This is a genomic window from Actinocrispum sp. NPDC049592, from assembly GCF_040675465.1.
Taxonomy (GTDB): Bacteria; Actinomycetota; Actinomycetes; order Mycobacteriales; family Pseudonocardiaceae; genus Kibdelosporangium.
In genome coordinates this window covers 617,478-639,011 of the sequence record NZ_JBFAPA010000001.1, presented here as the reverse complement: position 1 = coordinate 639,011, position 21,534 = coordinate 617,478, and the positions used below count along the sequence as shown (strand labels likewise).

Below are 21,534 nucleotides of genomic sequence, written 5' to 3'. Positions count from 1 at the left end.
CATTCCGCGCATGCGTTGCGAACCGATTCCTGGCTGATTCGCCCTCACGCCGACGAGCGGACCGTGAGTGACACGGGCAGCACTTTCCGTTGCGCGGCAGGGGTTTCGCCGGATAGCAGGTCCAGCAGGATCAGGATCATCTCGCGCACCTGCTCGGCCGGTTCCTGGTGAACGGAGGTGAGCGGCGGCGTGAGTGTGGGCGCGATCGACGGATTGTCGTCGAAACCGACAACCGACACATCTTCGGGCACACGTTTTCCGGCGGCGCGCAACGCCTGCAACACCCCCGCGGCCATCGGGTCACTGGCGGCAAAAACACCGTCAAGGTCCGGAACGCGTTCCAGCAGGCGAGTCATCGCCGTTTCCCCGCCATTCTGGGTGAAATCCCCACTTTCGACGAAGCCCTCGGTGGGAAGGCCGTTGTCGGTGAGCGTCTGCTGCCAACCGGAAAGCCGGTCGGCCGCGGCGGGGTGGTCCGGTGAACCGCTGACGGTCACGATCTTGCGGCGCCCCCGCGCCAGCAGGTGCTCGACCGCGTACCGCGCACCGGCAACGTTGTCATAGTCCACTGTGTACAGACCACGCCCGGCGTTCCCCGGCCGCCCACCGAACACGATCGGCACCCGCAACAGCTTCAACGCGGTCGGCAACGGGTCACCACTGTGCGGCGCGAACACCAACGCGCCGTCGACGTGCCCGCCGTCCAGGAACTTCATCGTCCGCGGAATGTCGTCCCGCGTGTCGACGAACATCACCAGCATCTGGCTGCCCCGGTTGGCCAGCTCCCGGAACGCCGCCCGCATCACCGTGAGGAAGTACGGGTCGTCCAGAACCTTGGACTCCGGCTCGGACAACACCAGCGCGACCGCCCCCGTGCGCTTGGTGACCAGCGAGCGCGCCGCCTGGTTGGGGGAGTACCCGAGATCGCGCGCCGCGGCGAGCACCGCCTCCCGCGCCTTCGGGCTGACATACGACTCCTCGTTCAGCGCCCGCGACGCTGTCGACCTCGAGACCCCCGCGTACGCGGCGACGTCCTCCAGGGTCGGCCGATCACTCTGACTGGTCGCCATCTCTCACCTCCCGGAGAGCATATTGCACAGACCCATACGAGAGCGCTCCCACCAATGACAACCTTAACTGCGAGCGGAAACATCCCGCAACAATCCGGGAGCGCTCCCACTTTAGGACATCCGTACCCTGAAGAGACGCCTGGCGGCCGGGGAGGTGTCATGTCCGAGACTCTCAGCGATAGCGAGCTACACGCAGTGTGGAGCGTCGTCGAGGAAGTCCGCCTGACGGGCATCTGGAACGGGATGTACGCGACGTTGCCCAGCATGCCCGGGCACCGGCTGAAGGTCTCGTTCTTCCGTGGTCTGCCAACCGATTTCCCCGAACGCGACCAGTGGCCCTCATGATCCCGCCACAATGACAACAGGAAACCCGCGCACGACATGGCGTTGGCGATCGCCTCCACAATGGACACTTCCGTCGCGTCGGTGAACTCCGCGTGCGCAAAGCCGTCATGAACCGACCACACCCGTCCCGCTGGCCGCTCACTCGTTAACGAGTCGTTTTATTGACTCGTTCCAGAAGAGGTGGCAGGGTCACCAGTATGACGACGATGGCCGGCCGGGCGCAGTTGCTGGACCGGTTGAAGCGCGCGGGTCTGCGGGTCACCGCCCCGCGGCTGACCGTGCTCGCCTGGTTGATCGAGCACCCGCACACCACGGCGGACCAGATCGCCACTGGTGTCCGTGACGCTCTCGGCACCGTGTCCACGCAGGCGATCTACGACGTCCTGAGCGTCTTCACCGCCGCCGATCTCGTTCGCCGGATCGAGCCCGCCGGTCACCCGGCGCGCTACGAGACCCGCACCGGCGACGACCACCACCACATTGTCTGCCGGGTGTGTGGTCGCACTGAGGATGTCGACTGCGCGGTTGGTCCCGCACCGTGTCTGTCGCCGGCCGAGTCCGCCGGGTTCCTGGTCGACGGCGCGGAGGTCGTCTTCTGGGGGCTCTGCCCGACCTGCGAAAAGCCCGAAACGAACTGACCGCCTAGCACAAGGCAGCAACACGGGCTTTGCGGAACTTTCACTCACTCAGGTGACGATTCCCCCGATTGTGGCGGGCCAATCGGCCTGCGACCGGGCGGCGTTTGCCGGACAGTTAGCGTCCGGCAGGTAATCGTCCCGCTCCCGACCCCAATGTAGTTGATCTTCACCGGATATCCGGTCACTCCGCGCAAACCGTCGAATGCGACGTTGGTAAAGAACTCTGGCGCGCCTGCAGTCCCGTGGTGACTATGTTCCGGTACTAGCGGGATCCGCTCATTGTTGGCTACGTCATCATTTGAGCGGGGGGAGGAGTCGGTAATGAGAATGGGATTCGTTAAACGTCTGGCCGTACTGGTCGTGGGCAGCTTGGTGGTGATGGCAGGCGGCGCCTCGGCGGACGACTGGCACGGTTCCGGCTGGACCGCGACGGCCAACCCCGAAGTGGCCGCCAAGACCGTCCAGCGGCTGCACGACCAGCTCAAGGCAACCTACGAGGCCGGCGACGTGGCCGGCGTGAAGGCCAACACGCGCGAGCTCGACGGGGTGCTGAAAGCCCTGGTCACCCGCTCCGACGAGTGGGCGACCCGCAGCGAGGTGCGTGACAACTCGGTGTCGGCCAACGACAAGAACACCCAGCTGATGGCCGAGCTGGCGAAGATCCCGGACGGTTCGGAGAAGGGCCTGCCCGGCCTGGACCTGCTGTCGGGCGTGACGGCGCTGCTGACGTCGTTGCTGAGCACGTTGCTCGACCTGGTGACCAGCCTGCTCGGCGGCCTGCCGGTGCCGGTCCCGTTGCCGCCGCTGCCGGTGCCGCCGTTGCCGGTCGTGCCGGTGCCCAACCCGTAATTCCGGCGAGAACGTGAATGTCCGGCGCGTTTTCCGCGTCGGGCATTCGCCTATTCGAGAACCGATTCCCGGGCCGAAATTCCGAGACCGGTGCGCAGCGCCCCGGCGGCCTCGTGCATCGCTTGGAGAAAACGAGTGCCAATTCCGATAAAATTGGCGTAGCCGTGGATCAGGTCGGCCTGCCGGGACAGAATGACCGGCACGCCGGCCTGCTTCAGCCGTTCGGCGTACGCCTCACCCTCGTCGCGCAACGGGTCGAAACCGGCCGTGGCCAGGTAGGTGGGCGGCAGGCCGGACAGGTCCGGCGCGAGCAGCGGTGAGTACCGCGGGTCGAGCTTGTCCTCCTCGTGTACCGCGTAGTGCCGCATGAACCAGTCCATGTCGTCCTGGGTCAGGAAGAACCCGTCGGTGAACAGCTCCTGCGACCGGTAGCGCTTCGAGGCGTCGGTCGCCGGGTAGAACAGCAGCTGGAACGCCGGCTTCGGGCCGCCCTCGCGCGTGGTCAGCCAGGACACGACGGTCGCGAGGTTGCCGCCGGCGCTGTCCCCGCCGACGGCAATCGCGTCCGGCGACGCGCCCAGCGAACGCGCCGACGCGTGCGCGAAACGGAACGCCGTCAGCGCGTCCTCGACCGGCGTGGGGAACGGATGCTCGGGCGCGAGCCGGTAGTCCACCGACAACACCCGCACCTCCGCCTGCTTGGCGAGGAACCGGCAGATGTTGTCGTGGCTGTCCAAGGTGCCGACCACGAACCCGCCGCCATGGAAGAACACCAGCAGCGGCGACCCCTCAGCCAACCCGGCGGGGGTGTACAGCCGCCCGGCGATCGATGGCGAGATCGTCACTTCACGGACGTCAACCGGCTGAATCGGCGGGCCGCTGACCAGCTTGTGGTTCTCCGCGAGCGATGCGCGTGCGTGCACCGGTTCGCCGTCCGACAACGGCGGGACCTTCGCCAGCTGCTGCAGCCGCAGCAACAGCTGCGCGTCCAGGGCGAGCTCGTTGCCGTCGATCCGGATCGGCTTGCCGGCGACCAGCCGGCGTAACGACCGGGGAAGGGCGTAGAGCGCACGGATCGCACCGGCTTGGGCGGGGACTGGCAGGCGTTCCAGCAGACTCGGCATTCCGCGTACCTTACTGCCAGTAGGTTATGGACCTCAACAGCGCTTCACGTTCTAGGATCAAGCCAATGGCCATAAAAGTGGTGGGTATCGGTGGATCGCTGCGGGCGAGCTCACAGTCCGAGCGAGCGCTGCGCATCGCCCTGGAGGGCGCCGAAGCCCTGGGCGCGTCGACGACGGTGATCACCGGCGACGACTTGGTGCTGCCGTTCTACGACCCGGCCATCCCCGAGCGGTCGCCCGCCGCGCAACGGCTGGTGGCGAGCCTGCGCGAGGCGGACGGTGTGGTGCTCGTCTCACCCGGCTACCACGGGACCATCTCCGGTTTGATGAAGAACGCCCTGGACTACGTCGAGGACCTGCGCGCCGACGAACGCCCGTACTTAGACGGGCGCGCGGTCGGCTGTGTCGCGGTGGCCCAAGGCTGGCAGGCGTCCGTGACCACGCTCACCTCGCTGCGCTCGATCGTGCACGCGTTGCGCGGCTGGCCGACCCCACTCGGTTCCGCGGTGAACTCCGCCGAGGTTCGGTTCGACGACGAGGGCATCTGCACGAGCGAGACCGTCGCGGCGAACCTGCGCACGATCGGCACCCAGGTCGCGAAGTTCGCCCAGCGGAAGTGACGTGCCGCACGGTCGGCATGAAAACGGGCCCGCCTGACGTTACTGGTCAGTAACAACGGATCTTCAACAGCGAGGAGTCAGCCGAGATGGCACAGGCGTTGTACACAGCCGAGGTCACTGCCAGCGGAAAGGGCCGCGACGGCGAGGTCGTCTCGTCGGACGGCGTGATCGACGAGAAGCTGGCCACGCCGAAAGAGCTCGGTGGTCCCGGCGGCCCGCACACCAACCCCGAGCAGCTGTTCGCGGCCGGCTACTCGGCCTGCTTCCTCAGCGCGCTGACGCTGGTGGCGCGACAGACCAAAGTGGACGTTCCCGAGGCGTCGATCACCGCGAACGTGACGCTCAACCGCAACGACGAGGGCCGGTTCGTGTTGTCGGTCAAGCTCAACGCCCACCTGCCGGGTCTGGAGCAGGGCAAGGCCAACGAGCTTGTCGTGCTGGCACACCAGGTTTGCCCGTACTCGCACGCCACCCGCGGCAACATCGAGGTCGCGGTGAGCGCCACTGTTTGATCCCGCCGGCCACGGGTAGACCTCTGTGCAGAGGAGGTCAGTATGAGCAAGTCCCCGATCACGAGCCCGCTGTCCGAGGCGGACCGCAAGTCCACCGGCTCGGTGTTGCAGGCCACCCTGGTCGACCTGATCGACTTGTCGCTCATCGCCAAGCAGGCGCACTGGAACGTGGTCGGCAAGAACTTCCGCAGCGTGCACCTGCAGCTCGACGAGCTGGTCAGCACCGCACGGACGTACGTCGACGAGGTCGCCGAGCGAGCCAACACGATCGGCGTCTCCCCGAACGGCAAGGCACGCACGATCGTCGAGAGTTCAGGCCTGCCGGCCTATCCGGACGGCTGGCAGTCCGACGAGCAGACCGTCGAGGCGATCGTGCGGACCCTCGAAGCGATCATCAAGAAGCTGCGCAAGGGCATCGACGAGACCGACAAGAGCGACCTGGTCACCCAGGACCTGCTGATCGAGATCGCCCGCGAGCTCGAGCAGGCGCACTGGATGTGGCAGGCCCAACGGGCCTGACCTAGGAAGGGCCGTCCCCGGCAGGTGTTTGCAGGGAGCACCTGCCGGGGGACGGTCTTTTCGCTTGTGTCAGCGCGTTTCCAGCATCCGCTGGACGAAGTGCACCTCGATGGCCACCTGCTTGATCGTCTCGGCCACCACCAGCGAGCCGTGGCCGGCGTCGTAGCGGTACTCCTCGTAGGGCAGGTTCCGCTCGGCCAGCGCGTCCAGGTAGTTGTCGATCTGCCGGATCGGGCAGCGCGGGTCGTTCTCCCCGGCCCAGACCAGCACCGGCGCCCTGACCTGGTCGATGTACGTGATCGGTGAGCATTCCCGGTACAGATCAGGGAGTTCCTCGGGGGAACCGCCGAACAACGCGCGGTCGAACGCCCGCAGCGGTTCCATCTCGTCCTCGTACGCGGCCAGGTAGTCCGCGACCGGAACGCCTGCCGCGCCGACGGCCCAGCGCTCCGGCTGGACGCCCATGGCGAGCAATGTCAGGTAGCCGCCCCAGCTCGCGCCCGCGACGACACATTTTTGGGGGTCGGCAAGACCCGACTGAACCGCCCAATCGTGTACCGCGGCCACGTCTTCGAGCTCGGTGAGGCCCGGGCGTCCCTCGATCGCGTCACGCCAAGCGGAGCCATAACCGGTGGAACCGCGGTAGTTGACGTGCACCACGGCGAACCCGGCGTCGATCCATACCGCGCGGTATGCCGAGAACCGGTCCTCGTCGGCCGAGTGCGGCCCGCCGTGCAGGCTGAACACCGTGGGGAACGGGCCTTCGCCGTCCGGCGTGGCGATCAGTGCGTGCACTTCGCCGCCCGGGCCCGGCACGAACGCGTCGGTGACGGGCACGCTGCCCGGGGCCCGGTCGCCCGGTGGGGTGAGCAGGACGTCGTCGGTGCCGTCGGTGAACAGTGCCCGGACCATGGACGGCTCGGCCGCGTTCGACCAGGAGTACTCGATGGTGCCGTCCGGCCGTACGCCCGCGGAACCAACCGTCCCTTGTGGAGTGTCCAGAAGGGACAGCTCGTTGGTCTCGATGAGGTACTGGTGCAGGGTGTTGCGCGACTTGTAGGTGTGCACGACCAGAATCGACCGGCCGTCCGGGTACCAGGCCGCGGACACCTCGCCGGGCAGGTCCAGGCTGAGCTCGGTCTCGGTGTCCTGTTCGACGTCCCAGATCAGCAGCTCCTCGCGGCCGCGGCGCTCGTGCAGCACCAGCAGCCGCGGGTCGCCGCCGACCGGGCTGAACCCGATGGCGTCCAGGCCTTTGCCCTTGCCGTCCCACTTGTCGGCTACCGCCTTGCCGGTGGTGTCGACCACGCGCAACGCGGTGTGCCGGTTGTCGCCGTGCTCGGAGTGCGCGATGACCAGGTAGCGCTCGTCGCGGGACTGCGCGGCCACGCCACCGTCGTTCTCGTGCGCGTAGATGACCTCGCCCGACCCGTTGTCCTTGGACACCAGGACTTTCGTGCCGTCGTCGTTGGAAATCCCAATGGCCACAACCGATCGGCCGACCTCAAGGCCCGCCGGGTAGCCGTCCGGCGCGGCCGGCATGGCCTTGCGCGGCTCCTCGGCGATCGGGTGGCCGGCGAACGGTTCGGTGACCCAGTGGCCGAACTCGTTGCCGTCGGTGTCGGCGAACCACCAGATCCGCTCGCCGTCCGGGCTGACCGCGGAGTTGTACGTGCCGTTCGGGCGGTCGGTGACCTGGCGGTGGATCCCGGTCGACCGGTCCCACGCGTACGTCTCCCACACGCCGCTGGCGTTGGAGAGGTACACGTTGCGGTCGGGCGCGTCCCTGGCCCAGTCGGGCAGGCTGACGCGGGCGGCCCGGAACCGCGCCCGCCACCGCGCGTCCGCCGCGGTGTCGTCGAACAGGCTCTCGGGTTCCGGGGCTACGGGATGCTTGGTCACAAGGGGAGATCCTGCCTCATCCATGTGCCCTTCGGGCAGGGCGTGACCAGTCCTGGCCGGGATAAGTTGGCAGCATGGGGTATGAGCTCGCTCAGGTGAACATCAGCAGGCTGCTGCAGCCGCTGGACAGCCCGCTGCTGCGGGACTTCGTGGCCGCTCTCGAGCCGGTGAACGCGGTGGCGGACGCCGCACCCGGGTTCGTGTGGCGGTTGCAGACCGAGGACGGCGACGCGACCGCGGTGCGGGTCTTCGACGACGACTGGTTGATCGTGAACATGTCCGTGTGGACTTCGGTGGAGACGCTGTCGGCCTATGTGTACGACGACGCGCACCGGTCGATCATGAAACGCCGCCGGGAGTGGTTCGAACGGCCGGTGGAGGCGATGACGGCGCTCTGGTGGGTGCCCGCCGGTCACCGGCCCTCGGTCGCCGAGGCCGAGGAGCGGCTGACCCAGCTCCGTGAGCACGGTCCGTCACCATTGGCCTTTACCCTCCGTCACACGTTTACCGCATCGGGCGAAGCGGTGACCCGTTCGCTCGTCGAGTGCTAACGGAGCTCCTCGGCCAGGATCCGGTCGACCGTCGAGCTGGCCCGCCGCCACTTGCGCGCGACGGCCAGCCCGCCGGCCGACCCGGTCCCGGTCGCCAGCACAATCCAGAACGGCACGAGAAACCCAAGCCCCACAAGCAGAACCGCGAACACACCAACAACACCCACCCGCGCGAGGCTGGGTCGTACCGACAGGTTGAGCGCCGACACCGAACTCATTGAGGGTTCCTTCTCGACCACCCGGCGCCCCGTGTGGACGCACACATCGTCCTCGCGACGATCAGCAGGCCCGTTACAGATAGTCAGTTGACCCTTAAACCTTCACTCGTTCGTCGTAGTTTGTTGCTTGCGGTCAGTGACTATCTGGGGCCGAAAGTCCCTGGACATCTCCGCCCGCGAAGCCGGCCAGGTCGAGCCGCCCGACCCGCTCGGGGTCGGCCAGGATGTCGATGGACACGATCTTGTCTTCGGTGACCGTGAAGGCCATGACCGCGTACGGCTGCCCGCTCACCGTCACGACCGCACCCGCGGCCCCGTTGACCGTCGCCGGGTGCCGGACCACGGCGGGGCGGCTGAACATGATCGCCTGACCGGCGACCTGCGCCGCGCCGCGAACCACGCCGGTGTTCTCCGGGCGAGCGGTCCCGCCATCCGCGCGAAGCACGACATCAGGGTGCAGCACGGAAACCAGCGCCTCGAAGTCCCCGTCGTGGGCCGCGGCGAAGAACGCGGTCACGACCGCCCGCTGCCGGGTGAGGTCCGGGTCGGGCACCTCCGCGCCGCGGACCCGCCGCCGCGCCCGGCTGGCGAGCTGCCGGGCCGTGGCGGGCGTACGCCCGACCATCGGCGCTATCTCGTCGAAGGGCAGGTCGAACATGTCGTGCAGGACGAACGCCAGCCGCTCGGCAGGCGTCAACGTCTCCAGCACGACCTGCAGCGCCAACCCCACCGAGTCGGCCAGCAACGCCTCCGCCTCGGGCGTGGGCCCATCCGCGCGACCGACCACTGGATCCGGGATGTGCACACCCACCAGGTCCTCGCCATGGGTGCGCCGCGACCGCAACACGTTCAGGCACACCCGCGCGACGACCGTGGTCAGCCAGGCGCTGAGGTTGTCGATCTCGTTGGCGTCCGACCGGTTGAGGCGCAGCCAGGCTTCCTGCACCGCGTCGTCGGCCTCGGCGATCGAGCCGAGCATCCGGTACGCCACTGCCCGCAGCCGGCCCCGGTTCTCCTCGAAGCTCTCCGCCAGGTCCGTCATCAGCCACCCTCCACCGTGATGTCCTTACGAACCCTGACACCTGGCGGCCGGTATGTGTGACAGGACCCGGGGCAGCCCGAAGAGATCGAACACCGTCACGTCCAAGAAGACCACCGATCGGCTGATTCCTTGGGACGTCACGGTCAGCACATGTATTGAGTGTGCTGAGCCATCGCCGTTGTAGACCGCCACCGCGGGCTGGCCGTTGGCCTCGGTCCGGATCGACGACCGGTTCCCGACCGCTTTGGCCTTGAGGAACCCGCCGATCGCGGCGCGGCCGGCGAACCACATCGGGTTCGGTGGCATTTCCCAGGCCGCGTCCTCGGTGAGGGTCAGCACGAGGTCGTCGATGTCGGCGCGTTCGAAGGCGGCCGCGTACCGGTCGATCAGCCTGCGCTGGTGCTCGTCGAGCGGGTAGGTCACGTCGGTCTCGGTCAGCCCGGCCTCCGCCAGCTGGGTGCGGGCGCGTTGCAGGAGGCTGTTCACGGCCGCGGTCGACGTCTCCAACGCCGACGCCACCTCCACGGCGCGCCAATGCAGTACGTCCCGGAGGATCAGCACGGCCCGTTGCCTGGGTGGCAGGAACTGCAACGCGGCAATGAGCGCGAGCCGGAGCGAGTCACGTTCCTCCACGATCATCGCGGGATCAGTCGGGAACGGCTCCAGCCACGGCACCTCGACCGGCTGCATGCCCGGGTGGTCCATCCCGGACGGGAGGGGCCTGCGGCCGGCTGTTTCCAGCTGCCGCAGGCACACGTTCGTGGCGATCCGGTACAGCCAGGTGCCCAGGGACGCCCGGCCGTCGAACTGGTCGAGGGACCGCCAGGCCCGCAGGTAGCTCTCCTGCACCGCGTCCTCGGCGTCGTGGACCGAGCCGAGCAGGCGGTAACACAGCCGGAGCAGCTCCGGGCGGAACCGGTCGAGGTCGTCGACCTCGGTCACGGATAGACGCCGATCACCTTCGACGGCGTGATCTCCGGCGCACCATCCATCAACCCGGCCTGAGCGAACTCCTTGAACGCGCTCAACGACTGCAACAGCTCGGTGTTTCCCTGCGAGATGTGCAGGAACCGCCCATCCGGGAGCTGGTAAGCCTGGTAGCTCACACCCTCCGGACGTTCCTCGGCCAGCTGCGCGAACAGCGCCTCCACCTTCCGCACGTTCTCCTCGGCCTGCCCCGCCTTTGTCCCATACCGCACAACATTCGCCTTAATGTGGGTCATCACTGACTCCCTCTGTCGCGTGGATCTATGACATCTGTTGGATCCGCACCGAGCCAGAAACTCATCGAACCCACCACGATGTCCCCCACTCAGACATCAAGAACCAGCCCCCTGTGACAGGGACAGCCCCACACAAACTCGCCGCTCTTAGGCCTCCGGCCCTACGCTCCCGCGCAACGTGACGCTCTGGCGCTCGGGCCTCCGGCCCTACGCACACGCGCCTCCGGCGCTCCGCGCCTCCGGGGGGTTTGGGGGGTCGCCCCCCCAACATAAAAACGAGGGCGACCCAGTCCGCGCATTCCGCGGACACGAGTCGCCCTCGACCGAGTCGGGTGGCGGGATTCGAACCCACGACCTCTTCGTCCCGAATTAGGTTCGACATCACCCGCGACCTGCGGGCAGACACAAAGATGCAGGCCAGGGGTATTGGACGGTGTTGGTCTGTGTAGGCGCCCGTGGCGGTCTGCCGTGAGTACTTCTCCCAGTTTTCTCCCGAGAACGACCGGCAGGCGCAACGCAAGGAACTGGGCTTACCGACTCATGTTCGAAGCTCGATAAGTGGCAACCACTTCTGTTATTCTGTTGAGTATGGGCAGCAAGCACGCAGACCCTGCCATCACGGTCCGGGCGCCGATCGAGGTGCAACAGGCCGCGAAAACCGTCCTCCGCGGCCACGGCATCGAGATGCGGGACTTCGTCATCGCGATGCTCACGGCACTCACGAAGGAGACCGATATGGTCGTCAAACTCGCCACCCGGCACCAGCCGCCCCCGAAGCCTCGCGGGCGCCCCGTCGGCCAGCGGGACATCATCTACGCGTTCCGGCGCTCTGGCGACCCGAACGCAGCGTGGTACGGCCAGCCCGACCTGTTCCCCCTGGGTGAGTATAGGACCGGAGAAATGGACTTCCAGCCAGCCAACCCCCACCCCTTCCGGGGACCGCTGGAAATCCGCTACGGTCCGGTATCGGACGAGGTGCCGCCGAGCCTGTACGTGTACACGACGATAGGCGGGAGACGGATGCGGCCAACAGCCGACGTACACGAGTTGTTGTTCGGCGCCAGCACCGAGACATTTTGACCGGCGACTTCGCAGATCCGACGGCAGTGACGTTTGAGCTGACGCTCAGATCGGGGTGAATCCGGCCGGCGGCGGCGCCATGACGGGATGCGACCGCCGGGGCAGCCTGTATGCCTTGGCGATCCCTGATCAGTTCCTGCTTGGACAGTTCCTGGTAGGCCTGTCGAGTTGACCGACCGCCGCCGCTCGCAACTTGTCGACGGGTGAAGTAGCGGTATCTCAATCGTGCGGTATTCTCCGGCGCTCGCCGACCAGAAGAATGTGCGCGGCCCGCGCTGGCGATGTGTCGCCTCCTCAACCAAACAGCAGGTCTGTTTGCCGATGAGGGTTCGGTGGCCGTCGGTTTCGAAGAAGTCGCAGGCCAGCAGGACCTCTGCTTGGGATCGGAGGAACTGGGCCCAGGTGCTGGACGCGCGTGCGGGTGCGGGATCGATCCCGGCGTCGGTGAGGATCTGCCACACGGTCGAGGCGGCGACCTTGATGCCCAGGACAAGGAGTTCGCCATGGATACGGCGGTAGCCCCAGCTCGGGTTCTCCTTGGCCAGGCGCAGGACCAGGACTCGGATGGACCGGATGATGCGCGGCCGGCCCGGGTGTCTCGGTCGAGACATTCTGGCGTGGCGTCGGCGGAGCAGGTCGCGGTGCCAGCGCAGGATGGTATCCGGGCGGACCAGCAGGCGGAGTCTGTGCAAGATGTGGCGTGGTAGTCGGTGCAGGAGCGCGGTGAGTAGCGCCCTGTCGGCTGGGCTGAATCGCACTCTGGTGTCGCCGAGTTGCCGTTGCAGTACTCCGATCTGGTGTCGCAGGGCGAGGATCTCGATGTCTTTGTCCTGGTTGCTGGTCGGGATCAGGCGGAGTAGGGCGAAGGTGTTGGTCAGGCCGAGGTAGGCCAGCCGCAGCAGCACGGCCGGTCATCTTGCCGTAGGACCGTAAGTGAACGGTGCTGATTGACCGTGTACAGCATCTGCCCAGCACGTATGTCATCGAGCACCGCATCGGCATCGATGTCCGTCTGCGGGCAGTCCTATGCTTGACCAACGTCGGACGTTCCAAGATGGCCTGGAGAAGCATGCGAGAGCTGGTTTACCTATCCGAGCGCAAACTGTTAGAAGAGTTCGCTCTAGGTCGGCGTTGGTCACGCCGAATTAAGTTCGAAGGCAGTCTCAAGATTCCTATTATTGGCGAACTTAAATTCGCCAGCGAGCCTGATGTGCCCAGGGCGACGAGCCGAGACATCGACCGTGTTCTAAAAAAGCTGGACAAGATGGGGCGATATGCAAAATGGTTTCAAGACGACAGCCTCTCACCAGGAGAATGGGTCAACTTCGAGGCGCCTCTTGCCTATGATATCCTCACTTTCGAGGGGTTAGCTCCCATAGTCGTCTTTCATGCATGGCCGGGCCAGGATGGTGGTACGTTTCTATTGCATGGGTCACCCCAAAGCCTCGTTGGCTTCGGAAAGGTGACCGGGACGCCAGTGGCCGGCGGCTTTGGCTCCGCCACGCACGAGTTTAGACATCTCCTGGAGCGACTTGCAGAAGGCCCGAATGGTCGCGATAGTCACACACCCGCTGGAAAAGCTGACACCCTAACCGCATTAAAACGCCTAATAGGTGCGCTTGATTACGACTTCTTCAATGAAAAGTCGCAATATCGAAATGTCCCCACGTTTTCCGCCTTAATGGCGGGATTTGCGCGAGTTACCTTTGCGTATGGGTCATGGCTTGCTGCGACTCCTCTGTATATCGAATATGTCGCCCCGTACGACGAATCACAATGACTGGTCCACTTCGGCCGAGTGGGCGCCCGCGCAGTCCTCTACACCACGAGATCAGTGATCCACTCGGTGGCTGTCCTGGTCGAGAATGCGGGCTATCCGGTTTGACCTGGGCAATCGTGACATCTGATGATCGGCAGTCGTGGCTGTCCGTCTGGTCTATCAGCTCTTCGGTCAGGTGCTGTCCTGGCTCGCCCTGTTCGCTCGATCGTCTGCGTCGAAGGACGCCGAGATACTCGCCTTGCGCCACGAAGTCGCCGTGCTGCGACGCAACAACCCGAGACCTCGCCTGTCCTGGCCGGATCGCGCTGTCCTAACCAGGCTGGCCCGGATGCTTCCCAAGGCGCTACGCGCCCATCGGATAGTCACACCGGGAACGTTGCTGCGCTGGCACCGCAGGCTGATCGCCACCCGGTGGCGACAGCCACGACCGCTGGGTCGCCCTCCGATCGGCGATGAGCTGGTCACGTTCATCCTGCGTCTGGCGAAGGAGAACCGGACCTGGGGTGTAGTGCGTATCCAGGGTGAACTGCGTCGCCTCGGCCACCGGGTCGCTGCCTCGACCATCCGCAGAATCCTGCGTGCCAACGAAGTCCCACCATCGACACGCCGCGACGACACCTGGCGCACTTTCCTACGCGCCCAGGCCGACAGCCTGCTAGCGATCGACTTCTTCCACATCGACACCGTGACGCTGAAGCGGCTGTACGTCGCGTTCATCATCGAGATCAAGACACGAGGCTCCACCTGCTCGGCATTACACAGCATCCGACCACGGCCTGGGTGGTTCAGGTCGCCCGCGAACTTGCCAGTGATCTGGAGGACGCCGGCCACCGATTCACACACCTCATTCGCGACCGTGATACGAAGTTCGGTAGCGCCTTCGACGCGGTCTTCGCCGCTATCGGCATCCAGATCATGCTCACCGCACCACAGGCCCCGCGGATGAACGCCTTCGCCGAGCGCTGGATCGGCTCCCTCCGCGAGAGTGCACCGACCGGATCCTCATCACCGGAGAACGACAGCTACACCATGTCCTCGACGCCTACGTCGCCCACTACAACGCCGGGCGCAGCCACCAAGGCAACGAGATGCGTCTGCATGCACCCGACGACAAACCAAACATGATCCCGTTTCCAGCCCCACTCGACACGATTCGACGCCGGCAGTGTCTCCGAGGACTGCTCAACGAGTACCGGCCTGCTGCATGAAAGTCTAGGCCAGGACCGGTAACCGAGTTTTCGACCAGGACAGGCATCTTCCCAGGCTCGGCGGCTTAGACAGGCAGTTAGGCAGGCAGGACATGCAAAGAGCCCGTCCACTCTAAAGTGGACGGGCTCTGACCTGCGTCGGGGTGGCGGGATTCGAACCCACGACCTCTTCGTCCCGAACGAAGCGCGCTACCAAGCTGCGCCACACCCCGGTCTTGCAGAGGTAACTCTAGCGGACGTCCGCTCGCGCCCCGAAACGGGTATCGGTTTCGGTGTTGGTGCTGCCTGCGGGGCGGGGGGTGAGGGTCAGCAGGGTGGCTTCGGGTGGGCAGGCGAAACGGACTGGGGCGTAGGGGGATGTGCCGAGGCCGGCGGAGACGTGCAGCCACATGTGGCTGCCCCAGCGGCTGGCGCCGCGGGCCCGGCTGCGATCGAGCTCACAGTTCGTCACGATGGCGCCGTAGCCGGGGATGCGCAGCTGGCCGCCGTGGGTGTGGCCGGCCATGACGAGGTCGTAGCCGTCTTCGGCGAACGGGTCGAGGACGCGCGGTTCGGGGGAGTGGGTGACGCCGAGGCGCAGGGCGGCGTTGGGGTCGGGGCGGCCGGCGATCTCGTTGTAGCGGTCGCGTTTGAGGTGGGGGTCGTCGACGCCGGCCACCGCGATGTTCTGGCCCTGGACGGTCACGATCCGGCGGACGTGGGTCAGGTCGTGCCAGCCGCGTTCCACGAAGGCCGCGCGCAGGTCACGCCAGGGCAGCGCGATGCCGTGGATGCGCTTCTTCTTCGCGCGAGGCAGCAGGTAGCGCACCGGGTTCTTGGGTTTCGGCGCGTAGTAGTCGTTGCTGCCGAACACGAACACACCCGGCCGGTTCAGCAACGGCCCCAGCGCCCGGATGACGGCGGGGACCGCCTGCTTGTGCGCGAGGTTGTCGCCGGTGTTCACCACGAGGTCGGGCTCGAGGGCGTCGAGGGCCGCGATCCAGCGCTGCTTCGACTTCTGCCCGGGCAGCATGTGGATGTCCGAGATGTGCAGCACGCGCAACGGCCGGGCGCCTTCGGCGAGCACCGGCAGGGTCGCTTGGCGCAGTGTCCAGCGCCTTCGTTCGATCCCCGCCGCGTACGCGATGGCTGCGGCTCCGGCGGCGGTCGTGGTCAGTGCGATTCGGCCCAACGTGCTCACGCTTCGAGGGTACGGCTGTATTGCCGCGCGCAGGCAGGCACCGTCCCGGTAACGTTCCCGGCCATGGCGCAGCTGAAGGAAGCCCTGAAGTCCGACCTGGTGACGGCGCTGAAGGCGAAGGACACCACCCGCCTGGCGACGCTGCGGATGGTGCTGGCCGCGGTCACCAACGAGGAGGTCGCCGGCAAGGAGGCGCGCGAGCTGTCCGACGAGGAAGTGCAGCGCGTGCTGACCCGTGAGGCCAAGAAGCGCAAGGAGGCCGCCGAGGCCTTCGACAGCGCCGGCCGCACCGAGCAGGCCGCCGCCGAACGCGCCGAGGCCGACGTGATCTCCGAGTACCTGCCGCAGCAGCTGACCGACGACGAGCTGGACGCCGTGGTCGACGAGGCCGTCGCCGAGGTCACCGCGCAGCTCGGTGACGCTCCCGGCCAGCGGCAGATGGGCCAGGTCATGAAGGCCGCCAACGCCAAGGTGGCCGGCCGCGCCGAAGGCGGCCGGGTGGCCGCCGCCGTGCGCGCCCGCCTGTCCTGACCCCGGACGCACGAAGGGCCCCTCGCGAACGAGGGGCCCTTCGTCGTCTCAGCCGCCGCCCGGGTCGCCGCCTTCACCGCCGTTGGGCGGTCCGCCGGGTTGCGTGCCGCCGGGGTTGTTCGGATCCGGCGGGTTCTGCACGTTCGGCGCGACCCCGTTGGACACGTAGATCGTGATGACCTCGTTCGGGATCCGGCTGCCGCGCGGGTTCTGGTTGATCACCGTGCCCTTGCGCTCACCGGAGTCCCTGGTCACCTGGTTGACCCGGTAGCCGGCCGCCTGCAGGCGGTTGGTGGCCTCCTGGGCGCTCAGGCCGATCACGTTGGGCACCTGCTGCTGCGCCCCGCCGTCCACGTACCGGGGGTCCGGGTTCGGCAGCGGCAACGCCGGTTCGTTGCCCAGCAACGGTTTCATCGCCTTGAACCAGGTCCGAGCCGGGATCTTGCCGCCGTAGATGTTGCCCGTGCTGGCGAACGAGGGCGGGTCGGTGTCGCGGATCGGCCGAGGCCGCGGGCCGTCGTTGAACGTCAGCACGGCCGCCGCGTACTGCGGCACGGCGCCGACGAACCCGGCCGACTTGTACTCCTGGGTGGTGCCGGTCTTGCCCATCATCGGGCGGTTCCAGCCGTTGGCCGAGGCGGCCGCCGCGGACGTGCCGCCCGGCTGGTCGTCCTTGCTCAGCCCGACCACCAGGCTGTTCGCCAGCGGCTCGTCGACCGCCTGGTCACACGGCTGCTCCTTGCCCTTGAGGTCCACCGGCTGGCCGTTGCGGTCGGTGATCGACACGATCGGCGTCGGCGGGCACCACTTGCCGCCGCTCATCAGCGTGGCGGCCACGTTCGCCAGCTCCAGCGCGCTGGTCGGCGCCGGGCCGAGGGTGAACGTCGGCTTGCCGTGGTCACCAGGGTGCGGCTTGAAGTGCTGCGCCTGGGTCTCCTCGCCCGGTTTGGGCTTGTTGCCGTCCATGTTCGACGCCATGGTCTCGCGCATGCCCAGCCGCTGCGCCATGTCGACGACCTTCTCGGTGCCGCCGAGGGTCTCCTCCAGCTTGACGAACCCGGTGTTCGGCGAGGTGGCCAGGGCCGACTGCAGGGTCATCGACTCGGCGTACTTGCCCGCGTTGCCCAGGCAGTACCAGCGGGTGTTGCCGTCCTTGGGGTCCTCGGTCTTCGGGCACTTGTCCCCGCCGCCCTTGAACAAGTGCGAGGTGTACTGGCCGGGCGTCTCGATGGTGTTGTTGATGCCCATGCCCGCCTCGAGCGCGGCCGCCGCGGTGAAGATCTTGTAGATCGACCCGGCGCCGAACTTGTTCTCGATGCCGTACGGCTGCGGGTACTGGGTCTGGCCGAGGGCCGCGTTGGGCCCGTAGTCGCGGTTGGAGACCAGCGCGACGACCTCGTGGCGGTCCTTGCCCGGCCGCACGATCGCCATCGCGTTGGCGATGCCGTCCAGCGTCTTGGGCACCCCGTCCTCGGCGGCCACCTTGGCCAGGTGGGTGGCGTTGAGGTCCAGCGTGGTCTTGATCGTGTAGCCGCCGGTGATCAGCTGGTCCTCGGTGAACCCGAGCTTCTCCAGGTAGGTCACCACGTACTGGCAGAAGAACCCGGCCTCCGGGCCGGCGCCGTTGCAGTTCTTCGCGGGCTTCTGCACCTTCGGCAGCACACCCAGCGGCTCCTTCTTGGCCGCGTCCGCGTCCGACTGGGCCAGCCGCCCGGTCTGCACCATGGTGTCGATCACCAGGTTGCGCCGTTCCAGCGCCTTGGCGCCGTTGCTCCACGGGTTGTACACGCTCGGGTTGTTGACCATGCCGGCCAGCAGCGCGGCCTGCGGGACGGTCAGCTTGTCCGGGGTGGTGCCGAAGTAGGTCGCGGCCGCCGCGCCGATGCCGTAGATCTCGTTGGAGAACTCGACCGTGTTGAGGTAGCCGGTGATGATGTCCTCCTTGGACATCTTCTGCTCCAGCTGCAACGCGATCCGCGCCTCCCGCAGCTTGCGGGCGATGGTCGGCTCCTGCGCCTTCTTCTGCTCCGCCTTGTTGCCCCGGTAGACCACGTTGATCAGGTAGTTCTTCACGTACTGCTGGGTCAGCGTCGAGCCACCCTGCTGGTTGCCGCCGCTCGTGCTCAGCGCGGCCCGGAACGTTCCCTTCCAGTCCACGCCGTGGTGCTCGTAGAACCGGCGGTCCTCGATCGCGATCAGCGAGGCCTTCATGATCGGGGAGATCTGGTCGGCCGCGACCGGCACGCGGTACTGGTCGTACAGCGTCGCCAGGGGCTTGCCACCGGCGTCCGTCATGGTCGTGATGAGGGCCGGTGGCACCTCGACCATCTCCGCCTGGGCACTGTCGATCGTGTCGCTGGCGCGGTTGGATGCCACGCCCAGCGCCCCTACCAGAGGGAACAGCATCCCGGCCACCAGCACACCGGCGAGGAGGCACAGACTGAGCAGCTTGAACAGACCGTTCGTGAAGCGCACTGAGCCAGGGTACCCATTAACCCGTTCGGGCTTGTGGCTACGCTGCGATACCAGGTTGACAGTCAGCGCGCTTGTGTGCAGGTCGTCAATAACTGAACTGAGGGGAACCGGGGGCGCGCGAACGTCGTCAATTTTGTCACGACAGGCAGCTGGTGCCGGGGGGCATCGGACAATGGACACGACGGTAGGAGCTGGGGGAGATGGATTCGACTCTGAAACCGCAGGACTGGCGCGTCAGCGCGGCCTGCCGGGGCGATGACCCCGATGAGCTGTTCGTCCGGGGAGCGGAGCAGCGCAAGGCGAAACTGGTATGCGTGGCGTGCCCGGTCCGCACCGAGTGCCTCGCCGAGGCACTGGACAACCGGATCGAGTTCGGCGTGTGGGGCGGGATGACCGAGCGGGAGCGGCGCGCGCTGCTGCGCCGTCGCCCGGACGTCACCTCATGGCGTGAACTTCTGGACAACGCCCGCAAGCGGCACCACCCGGAGGACGCCCAGGTCGGCTAGGACCACTAGTGGCCCGCGCCGAGCTGCTCGCCAATCAGCCGCAGCCCGCTCAGGTCGTGCACGTCGGACGGCATGGCGGGCACGCGGGCCACGGCCACACCCGCGTGGGCCCGGGTGAACCGGCTGACCAGCCGGCGTTCCCGGTCGGCCACGGACACCCGGTCGGCGTGCAGGCGCAGCACCGCGGCAGCAAGGGGGGCGTCGCCGCGGCGTTCCAGCGTCTCGGCCGCGGCCAGCGCCTTGGTCCCGGCCAGGCCGGCCAGCACCGGGTGGGTCCGGTTGACCACCAGGCCGGCCAGCGGCATCGACTCGCCCGCCAGCCGTTCGACGAAGTAGCTGGCCTCGCGCAACGCGTCCGGTTCCGGCGCGGCGACCACCAGGAACGCGGTGCCGCCGGAGCGGAGCAGCTCGTAGGTGCGGGTCGAGCGCTCGCGGAAGCCGCCGAACATGCTGTCGAAGGCCTGTACGAACGCGGACGCGTCGGCCAGCAGCTGCCCGCCCACGATCGTCGACACGGCCTTGGCGAACAGCGAGAACCCGGCGCCGACGATCTTGCGGATCCCCCAGCCGCCCGCCTTGGCCGGACCGGCCAGCAGCTTGATCATCCGCCCGTCCAGCGCCTGTGACAGCCGCTGTGGCGCGTCCAGGAAGTCCAGCGCGGACCGGCTCGGCGGGGTGTCCACGATGATCAGGTCCCACTGGCCCTCGGCGGCCAGCTGCCCGAGCTTCTCCATCGCCATGTACTCCTGCGTGCCGGAGAAGGAGCTGGAGATGGTCCGGTAGAACGGGTTGGCCAGCACCTCCTTGGCCCGCTCGGGACCGGCGTGCGCGTGCACCATGTCGTCGAACGTGCGGCGCATGTCCAGCATCATCGCGTCCAGCTCACCGGCCGGTTCGAAGCCATCGACCTCGACCCGGCGGGGCTGGTTGCCCAGCTCCGGCAGGCCAAGGGCCTGGGCAAGGCGGCGCGCGGGGTCGATGGTCAGCACTACGGTCTTGCGGCCACGCTCAGCGGCGCGGACAGCGAGCGCGGCGGCGGTCGTGGTCTTGCCCACCCCGCCGGACCCGCAGCACACGATCACCTTCGTGTTCGGATCGTCGATCAGCTCGTCGGTCTTCAGCGCCGGGGTGCTCATCTGCCCCGCACCCCCTGTTCGACCATGGTCTCGGCCAGCTCGTAGAGCGCGCCGAGGTCGATCCCCTCAGTGATCTCGGCCAGCTCGACCGTGGGCAGGTCGCCCTCGGCCAGCTGCTCGCGGGCCCGGCTCTCGGCCTGTACCCGGATGGCGTGCTCGACCGTCTCGGCCACCAGGCCCTCCACCACGTCCTCGGCCAGGTCCAGCCCGGCCGCCTGCAGGCCGGTGCGCACCCGCGACGCGTCCACCCGGCCGTTGGCCGCCGACGTCACCGAACGGGCGGGCAGCCGCGGCGGGCGGACCCGGTTGACGAACACCGCGCCGGGCCGCAGGTCGGCCCCGTCCAGGTCGGCGACGGCCTCCAGGGTCTCGCGCACCGGCATCTCCTCCAGCAGCGTCACCAGGTGCACCGCGGTGTCGTCGGAGTGCAGCAGCCGCACCACGCCGTCGCTCTGGCCCTTGATCGGCCCGACCTTGGCCAGGTCGGCCATCGCCCGGGTGACGTCGAGGAACTTCACGATCCGGCCGGTCGGCGGCGCGTCCACCACGACGGCGTCGTACAGGTGCCTGCCGTTCTCACCGGTCCGCCCGACGGTCTCCTTGATCTTGCCGGTGAGCAGGACGTCCCGCAGGCCCGGCGCGAGCGTGGTGGCGAAGTCGATGGCGCCCATCCGGCGCAGCGTCCGCCCGGCCAGGCCCAGGTTGTAGAACATCGACAGGTAGTCCAGCAGCGCGGCCTCGGCGTCCACGTGCAGCGCGCGGACCTCGCCACCGCCGGGCGCGGCCGCGATCCGCAGCTCCTCGTACGGCAGCGGCTGGTTGTCGAAGACCTGCGCGATGCCCTGCCGGCCCTCCACCTCGACCAGCAGCACCCGCTTGCCGCCGGTGGCCAGCGCGATCGCCAGCGCCGCCGCGACGGTGGTCTTGCCCGTACCCCCCTTGCCGGTCACGATGTGCAGCCGCGCACGGGCCACGTGATCGGTCCAACCAACGACGGGGGTGGTCACTACCCAAGCGTAAGTGCC

The 21,534-nt window shown here is 67.4% G+C and carries 23 protein-coding genes and 1 tRNA gene; 12 read left to right on the top strand and 12 right to left on the bottom strand.

From position 1 onward, the window contains the following. Window positions 1-44 precede the first annotated feature (44 nt). A complete protein-coding gene (locus tag AB0J95_RS03015) occupies window positions 45-1,070 on the bottom strand; it encodes a LacI family DNA-binding transcriptional regulator (RefSeq protein ID WP_364751475.1) in 1,026 nt (341 codons plus the stop codon). A gap of 159 nt (window positions 1,071-1,229) precedes the next feature. Between AB0J95_RS03015 and AB0J95_RS03010 the strand changes: the two genes are divergently transcribed. The 3 genes from AB0J95_RS03010 to AB0J95_RS03000 all read left to right on the top strand — a co-directional run bounded on the left by AB0J95_RS03010 (window position 1,230) and on the right by AB0J95_RS03000 (window position 2,902). Further along, window positions 1,230-1,415, top strand: coding sequence for a hypothetical protein (locus AB0J95_RS03010; protein WP_364751473.1), 186 nt, complete (start codon window positions 1,230-1,232; stop codon window positions 1,413-1,415). Between the two features lie 206 nt (window positions 1,416-1,621). Further along, window positions 1,622-2,053 (top strand): Fur family transcriptional regulator, encoded by a 432-nt coding sequence (locus AB0J95_RS03005; RefSeq protein ID WP_364753433.1) that lies wholly within the window; start codon window positions 1,622-1,624, stop codon window positions 2,051-2,053. A 321-nt stretch (window positions 2,054-2,374) separates the two neighbouring features. Then, window positions 2,375-2,902 carry a hypothetical protein gene (locus AB0J95_RS03000; RefSeq protein WP_364751470.1) on the top strand — a complete coding sequence of 176 codons (528 nt, stop codon included), beginning with the start codon at window positions 2,375-2,377 and terminating at the stop codon, window positions 2,900-2,902. Window positions 2,903-2,952: 50 nt separating this feature from the next. Here AB0J95_RS03000 and AB0J95_RS02995 read toward each other — a convergent pair whose 3' ends face one another. Continuing rightward, window positions 2,953-4,026: an alpha/beta hydrolase gene (locus tag AB0J95_RS02995; protein WP_364751467.1), complete on the bottom strand. Its 1,074-nt coding sequence runs from the start codon at window positions 4,024-4,026 to the stop codon at window positions 2,953-2,955. A 65-nt stretch (window positions 4,027-4,091) separates the two neighbouring features. Between AB0J95_RS02995 and AB0J95_RS02990 the strand changes: the two genes are divergently transcribed. The 3 genes from AB0J95_RS02990 (at window position 4,092) to AB0J95_RS02980 (ending at window position 5,677) form a co-directional block, all read left to right on the top strand. Then, on the top strand, window positions 4,092-4,646 hold the full coding sequence (locus AB0J95_RS02990; protein WP_364751465.1) for an NAD(P)H-dependent oxidoreductase: 555 nt from the start codon (window positions 4,092-4,094) through the stop codon (window positions 4,644-4,646). Window positions 4,647-4,732: 86 nt separating this feature from the next. Further along, window positions 4,733-5,158, top strand: coding sequence for an organic hydroperoxide resistance protein (locus AB0J95_RS02985; RefSeq protein WP_364751462.1), 426 nt, complete (start codon window positions 4,733-4,735; stop codon window positions 5,156-5,158). Between the two features lie 42 nt (window positions 5,159-5,200). Further along, window positions 5,201-5,677, top strand: a complete 477-nt coding sequence (locus tag AB0J95_RS02980) for a DNA starvation/stationary phase protection protein (RefSeq protein WP_364751460.1) — start codon at window positions 5,201-5,203, stop codon at window positions 5,675-5,677. A gap of 69 nt (window positions 5,678-5,746) precedes the next feature. On the opposite strand, the gene AB0J95_RS02975 is transcribed toward AB0J95_RS02980, so the two are convergent. Further along, on the bottom strand, window positions 5,747-7,603 hold the full coding sequence (locus tag AB0J95_RS02975) for a prolyl oligopeptidase family serine peptidase (protein WP_364751457.1): 1,857 nt from the start codon (window positions 7,601-7,603) through the stop codon (window positions 5,747-5,749). Window positions 7,604-7,653: 50 nt separating this feature from the next. On the opposite strand from AB0J95_RS02975, the gene AB0J95_RS02970 reads away from it, so the two are divergent. Beyond that, window positions 7,654-8,130, top strand: coding sequence for a DUF3291 domain-containing protein (locus tag AB0J95_RS02970; protein ID WP_364751454.1), 477 nt, complete (start codon window positions 7,654-7,656; stop codon window positions 8,128-8,130). Here the strand turns inward: AB0J95_RS02970 and AB0J95_RS02965 are convergent. From AB0J95_RS02965 to AB0J95_RS02950, 4 genes are all read right to left on the bottom strand, one after another. After that, entirely contained in the window at window positions 8,127-8,348 is a 222-nt protein-coding gene (locus AB0J95_RS02965; protein ID WP_364751452.1) for a hypothetical protein, read from the bottom strand. The genes AB0J95_RS02970 and AB0J95_RS02965 overlap by 4 nt on opposite strands. Window positions 8,349-8,481: 133 nt before the next feature. Next, complete coding sequence (gene sigJ / locus AB0J95_RS02960) at window positions 8,482-9,390, bottom strand: RNA polymerase sigma factor SigJ (RefSeq protein ID WP_364751449.1); 909 nt, start codon at window positions 9,388-9,390, stop codon at window positions 8,482-8,484. 24 nt (window positions 9,391-9,414) lie between these two features. Then, complete coding sequence (locus tag AB0J95_RS02955) at window positions 9,415-10,332, bottom strand: sigma-70 family RNA polymerase sigma factor (RefSeq protein WP_364751445.1); 918 nt, start codon at window positions 10,330-10,332, stop codon at window positions 9,415-9,417. Next, on the bottom strand, window positions 10,329-10,613 hold the full coding sequence (locus tag AB0J95_RS02950; RefSeq protein WP_364751442.1) for a hypothetical protein: 285 nt from the start codon (window positions 10,611-10,613) through the stop codon (window positions 10,329-10,331). The genes AB0J95_RS02955 and AB0J95_RS02950 overlap by 4 nt, the downstream gene beginning before the upstream one ends. Before the next feature lie 588 nt (window positions 10,614-11,201). Between AB0J95_RS02950 and AB0J95_RS02945 the strand changes: the two genes are divergently transcribed. The 3 genes from AB0J95_RS02945 to AB0J95_RS02935 all read left to right on the top strand — a co-directional run bounded on the left by AB0J95_RS02945 (window position 11,202) and on the right by AB0J95_RS02935 (window position 14,419). Next, the gene (locus AB0J95_RS02945; protein ID WP_364751440.1) at window positions 11,202-11,693 is read left to right on the top strand and encodes a hypothetical protein; all 492 of its coding nucleotides are present in this window, start codon (window positions 11,202-11,204) and stop codon (window positions 11,691-11,693) included. 940 nt (window positions 11,694-12,633) lie between these two features. After that, window positions 12,634-13,473, top strand: a complete 840-nt coding sequence (locus AB0J95_RS02940) for an SAVMC3_10250 family protein (RefSeq protein WP_364751438.1) — start codon at window positions 12,634-12,636, stop codon at window positions 13,471-13,473. Window positions 13,474-13,612: 139 nt separating this feature from the next. Further along, a complete protein-coding gene (locus AB0J95_RS02935) occupies window positions 13,613-14,419 on the top strand; it encodes a helix-turn-helix domain-containing protein (protein WP_364751435.1) in 807 nt (268 codons plus the stop codon). Between the two features lie 400 nt (window positions 14,420-14,819). Here the strand turns inward: AB0J95_RS02935 and AB0J95_RS02930 are convergent. Both AB0J95_RS02930 and AB0J95_RS02925 read right to left on the bottom strand, forming a co-directional pair. Further along, a tRNA-Pro gene (locus tag AB0J95_RS02930) sits at window positions 14,820-14,893 on the bottom strand. 17 nt (window positions 14,894-14,910) lie between these two features. After that, entirely contained in the window at window positions 14,911-15,861 is a 951-nt protein-coding gene (locus tag AB0J95_RS02925; protein WP_364751432.1) for a metallophosphoesterase, read from the bottom strand. 63 nt (window positions 15,862-15,924) lie between these two features. On the opposite strand from AB0J95_RS02925, the gene AB0J95_RS02920 reads away from it, so the two are divergent. Continuing rightward, complete coding sequence (locus tag AB0J95_RS02920) at window positions 15,925-16,392, top strand: GatB/YqeY domain-containing protein (protein ID WP_364751430.1); 468 nt, start codon at window positions 15,925-15,927, stop codon at window positions 16,390-16,392. Window positions 16,393-16,440: 48 nt separating this feature from the next. Here the strand turns inward: AB0J95_RS02920 and AB0J95_RS02915 are convergent, their stop codons facing one another. Beyond that, window positions 16,441-18,867, bottom strand: coding sequence for a transglycosylase domain-containing protein (locus tag AB0J95_RS02915; RefSeq protein WP_364751427.1), 2,427 nt, complete (start codon window positions 18,865-18,867; stop codon window positions 16,441-16,443). Window positions 18,868-19,067: 200 nt separating this feature from the next. Between AB0J95_RS02915 and AB0J95_RS02910 the strand changes: the two genes are divergently transcribed. Beyond that, complete coding sequence (locus AB0J95_RS02910; RefSeq protein ID WP_364751424.1) at window positions 19,068-19,373, top strand: WhiB family transcriptional regulator; 306 nt, start codon at window positions 19,068-19,070, stop codon at window positions 19,371-19,373. A gap of 5 nt (window positions 19,374-19,378) precedes the next feature. On the opposite strand, the gene AB0J95_RS02905 is transcribed toward AB0J95_RS02910, so the two are convergent. Continuing rightward, complete coding sequence (locus AB0J95_RS02905; RefSeq protein WP_364751422.1) at window positions 19,379-20,509, bottom strand: ArsA family ATPase; 1,131 nt, start codon at window positions 20,507-20,509, stop codon at window positions 19,379-19,381. Then, window positions 20,506-21,516 carry an ArsA-related P-loop ATPase gene (locus tag AB0J95_RS02900; protein ID WP_364751419.1) on the bottom strand — a complete coding sequence of 337 codons (1,011 nt, stop codon included), beginning with the start codon at window positions 21,514-21,516 and terminating at the stop codon, window positions 20,506-20,508. The genes AB0J95_RS02905 and AB0J95_RS02900 overlap by 4 nt, the downstream gene beginning before the upstream one ends. Window positions 21,517-21,534 lie beyond the last annotated feature (18 nt).

Excerpts from the sequence above, each read along its gene's own strand:
- AB0J95_RS03015 (WP_364751475.1), bottom strand. The coding sequence starts at position 1,070 with ATGGCGACCAGTCAGAGTGATCGGCCGACCCTGGAGGACGTCGCCGCG.
- AB0J95_RS03010 (WP_364751473.1), top strand. The coding sequence starts at position 1,230 with ATGTCCGAGACTCTCAGCGATAGCGAGCTACACGCAGTGTGGAGCGTC.
- AB0J95_RS03005 (WP_364753433.1), top strand. The coding sequence starts at position 1,622 with ATGGCCGGCCGGGCGCAGTTGCTGGACCGGTTGAAGCGCGCGGGTCTG.
- AB0J95_RS03000 (WP_364751470.1), top strand. The coding sequence starts at position 2,375 with ATGAGAATGGGATTCGTTAAACGTCTGGCCGTACTGGTCGTGGGCAGC.
- AB0J95_RS02995 (WP_364751467.1), bottom strand. The coding sequence starts at position 4,026 with ATGCCGAGTCTGCTGGAACGCCTGCCAGTCCCCGCCCAAGCCGGTGCG.
- AB0J95_RS02990 (WP_364751465.1), top strand. The coding sequence starts at position 4,092 with ATGGCCATAAAAGTGGTGGGTATCGGTGGATCGCTGCGGGCGAGCTCA.
- AB0J95_RS02985 (WP_364751462.1), top strand. The coding sequence starts at position 4,733 with ATGGCACAGGCGTTGTACACAGCCGAGGTCACTGCCAGCGGAAAGGGC.
- AB0J95_RS02980 (WP_364751460.1), top strand. The coding sequence starts at position 5,201 with ATGAGCAAGTCCCCGATCACGAGCCCGCTGTCCGAGGCGGACCGCAAG.
- AB0J95_RS02975 (WP_364751457.1), bottom strand. The coding sequence starts at position 7,603 with ATGGATGAGGCAGGATCTCCCCTTGTGACCAAGCATCCCGTAGCCCCG.
- AB0J95_RS02970 (WP_364751454.1), top strand. The coding sequence starts at position 7,654 with ATGGGGTATGAGCTCGCTCAGGTGAACATCAGCAGGCTGCTGCAGCCG.
- AB0J95_RS02965 (WP_364751452.1), bottom strand. The coding sequence starts at position 8,348 with ATGAGTTCGGTGTCGGCGCTCAACCTGTCGGTACGACCCAGCCTCGCG.
- sigJ (WP_364751449.1), bottom strand. The coding sequence starts at position 9,390 with ATGACGGACCTGGCGGAGAGCTTCGAGGAGAACCGGGGCCGGCTGCGG.
- AB0J95_RS02950 (WP_364751442.1), bottom strand. The coding sequence starts at position 10,613 with ATGACCCACATTAAGGCGAATGTTGTGCGGTATGGGACAAAGGCGGGG.
- AB0J95_RS02945 (WP_364751440.1), top strand. The coding sequence starts at position 11,202 with ATGGGCAGCAAGCACGCAGACCCTGCCATCACGGTCCGGGCGCCGATC.
- AB0J95_RS02920 (WP_364751430.1), top strand. The coding sequence starts at position 15,925 with ATGGCGCAGCTGAAGGAAGCCCTGAAGTCCGACCTGGTGACGGCGCTG.
- AB0J95_RS02910 (WP_364751424.1), top strand. The coding sequence starts at position 19,068 with ATGGATTCGACTCTGAAACCGCAGGACTGGCGCGTCAGCGCGGCCTGC.
- AB0J95_RS02905 (WP_364751422.1), bottom strand. The coding sequence starts at position 20,509 with ATGAGCACCCCGGCGCTGAAGACCGACGAGCTGATCGACGATCCGAAC.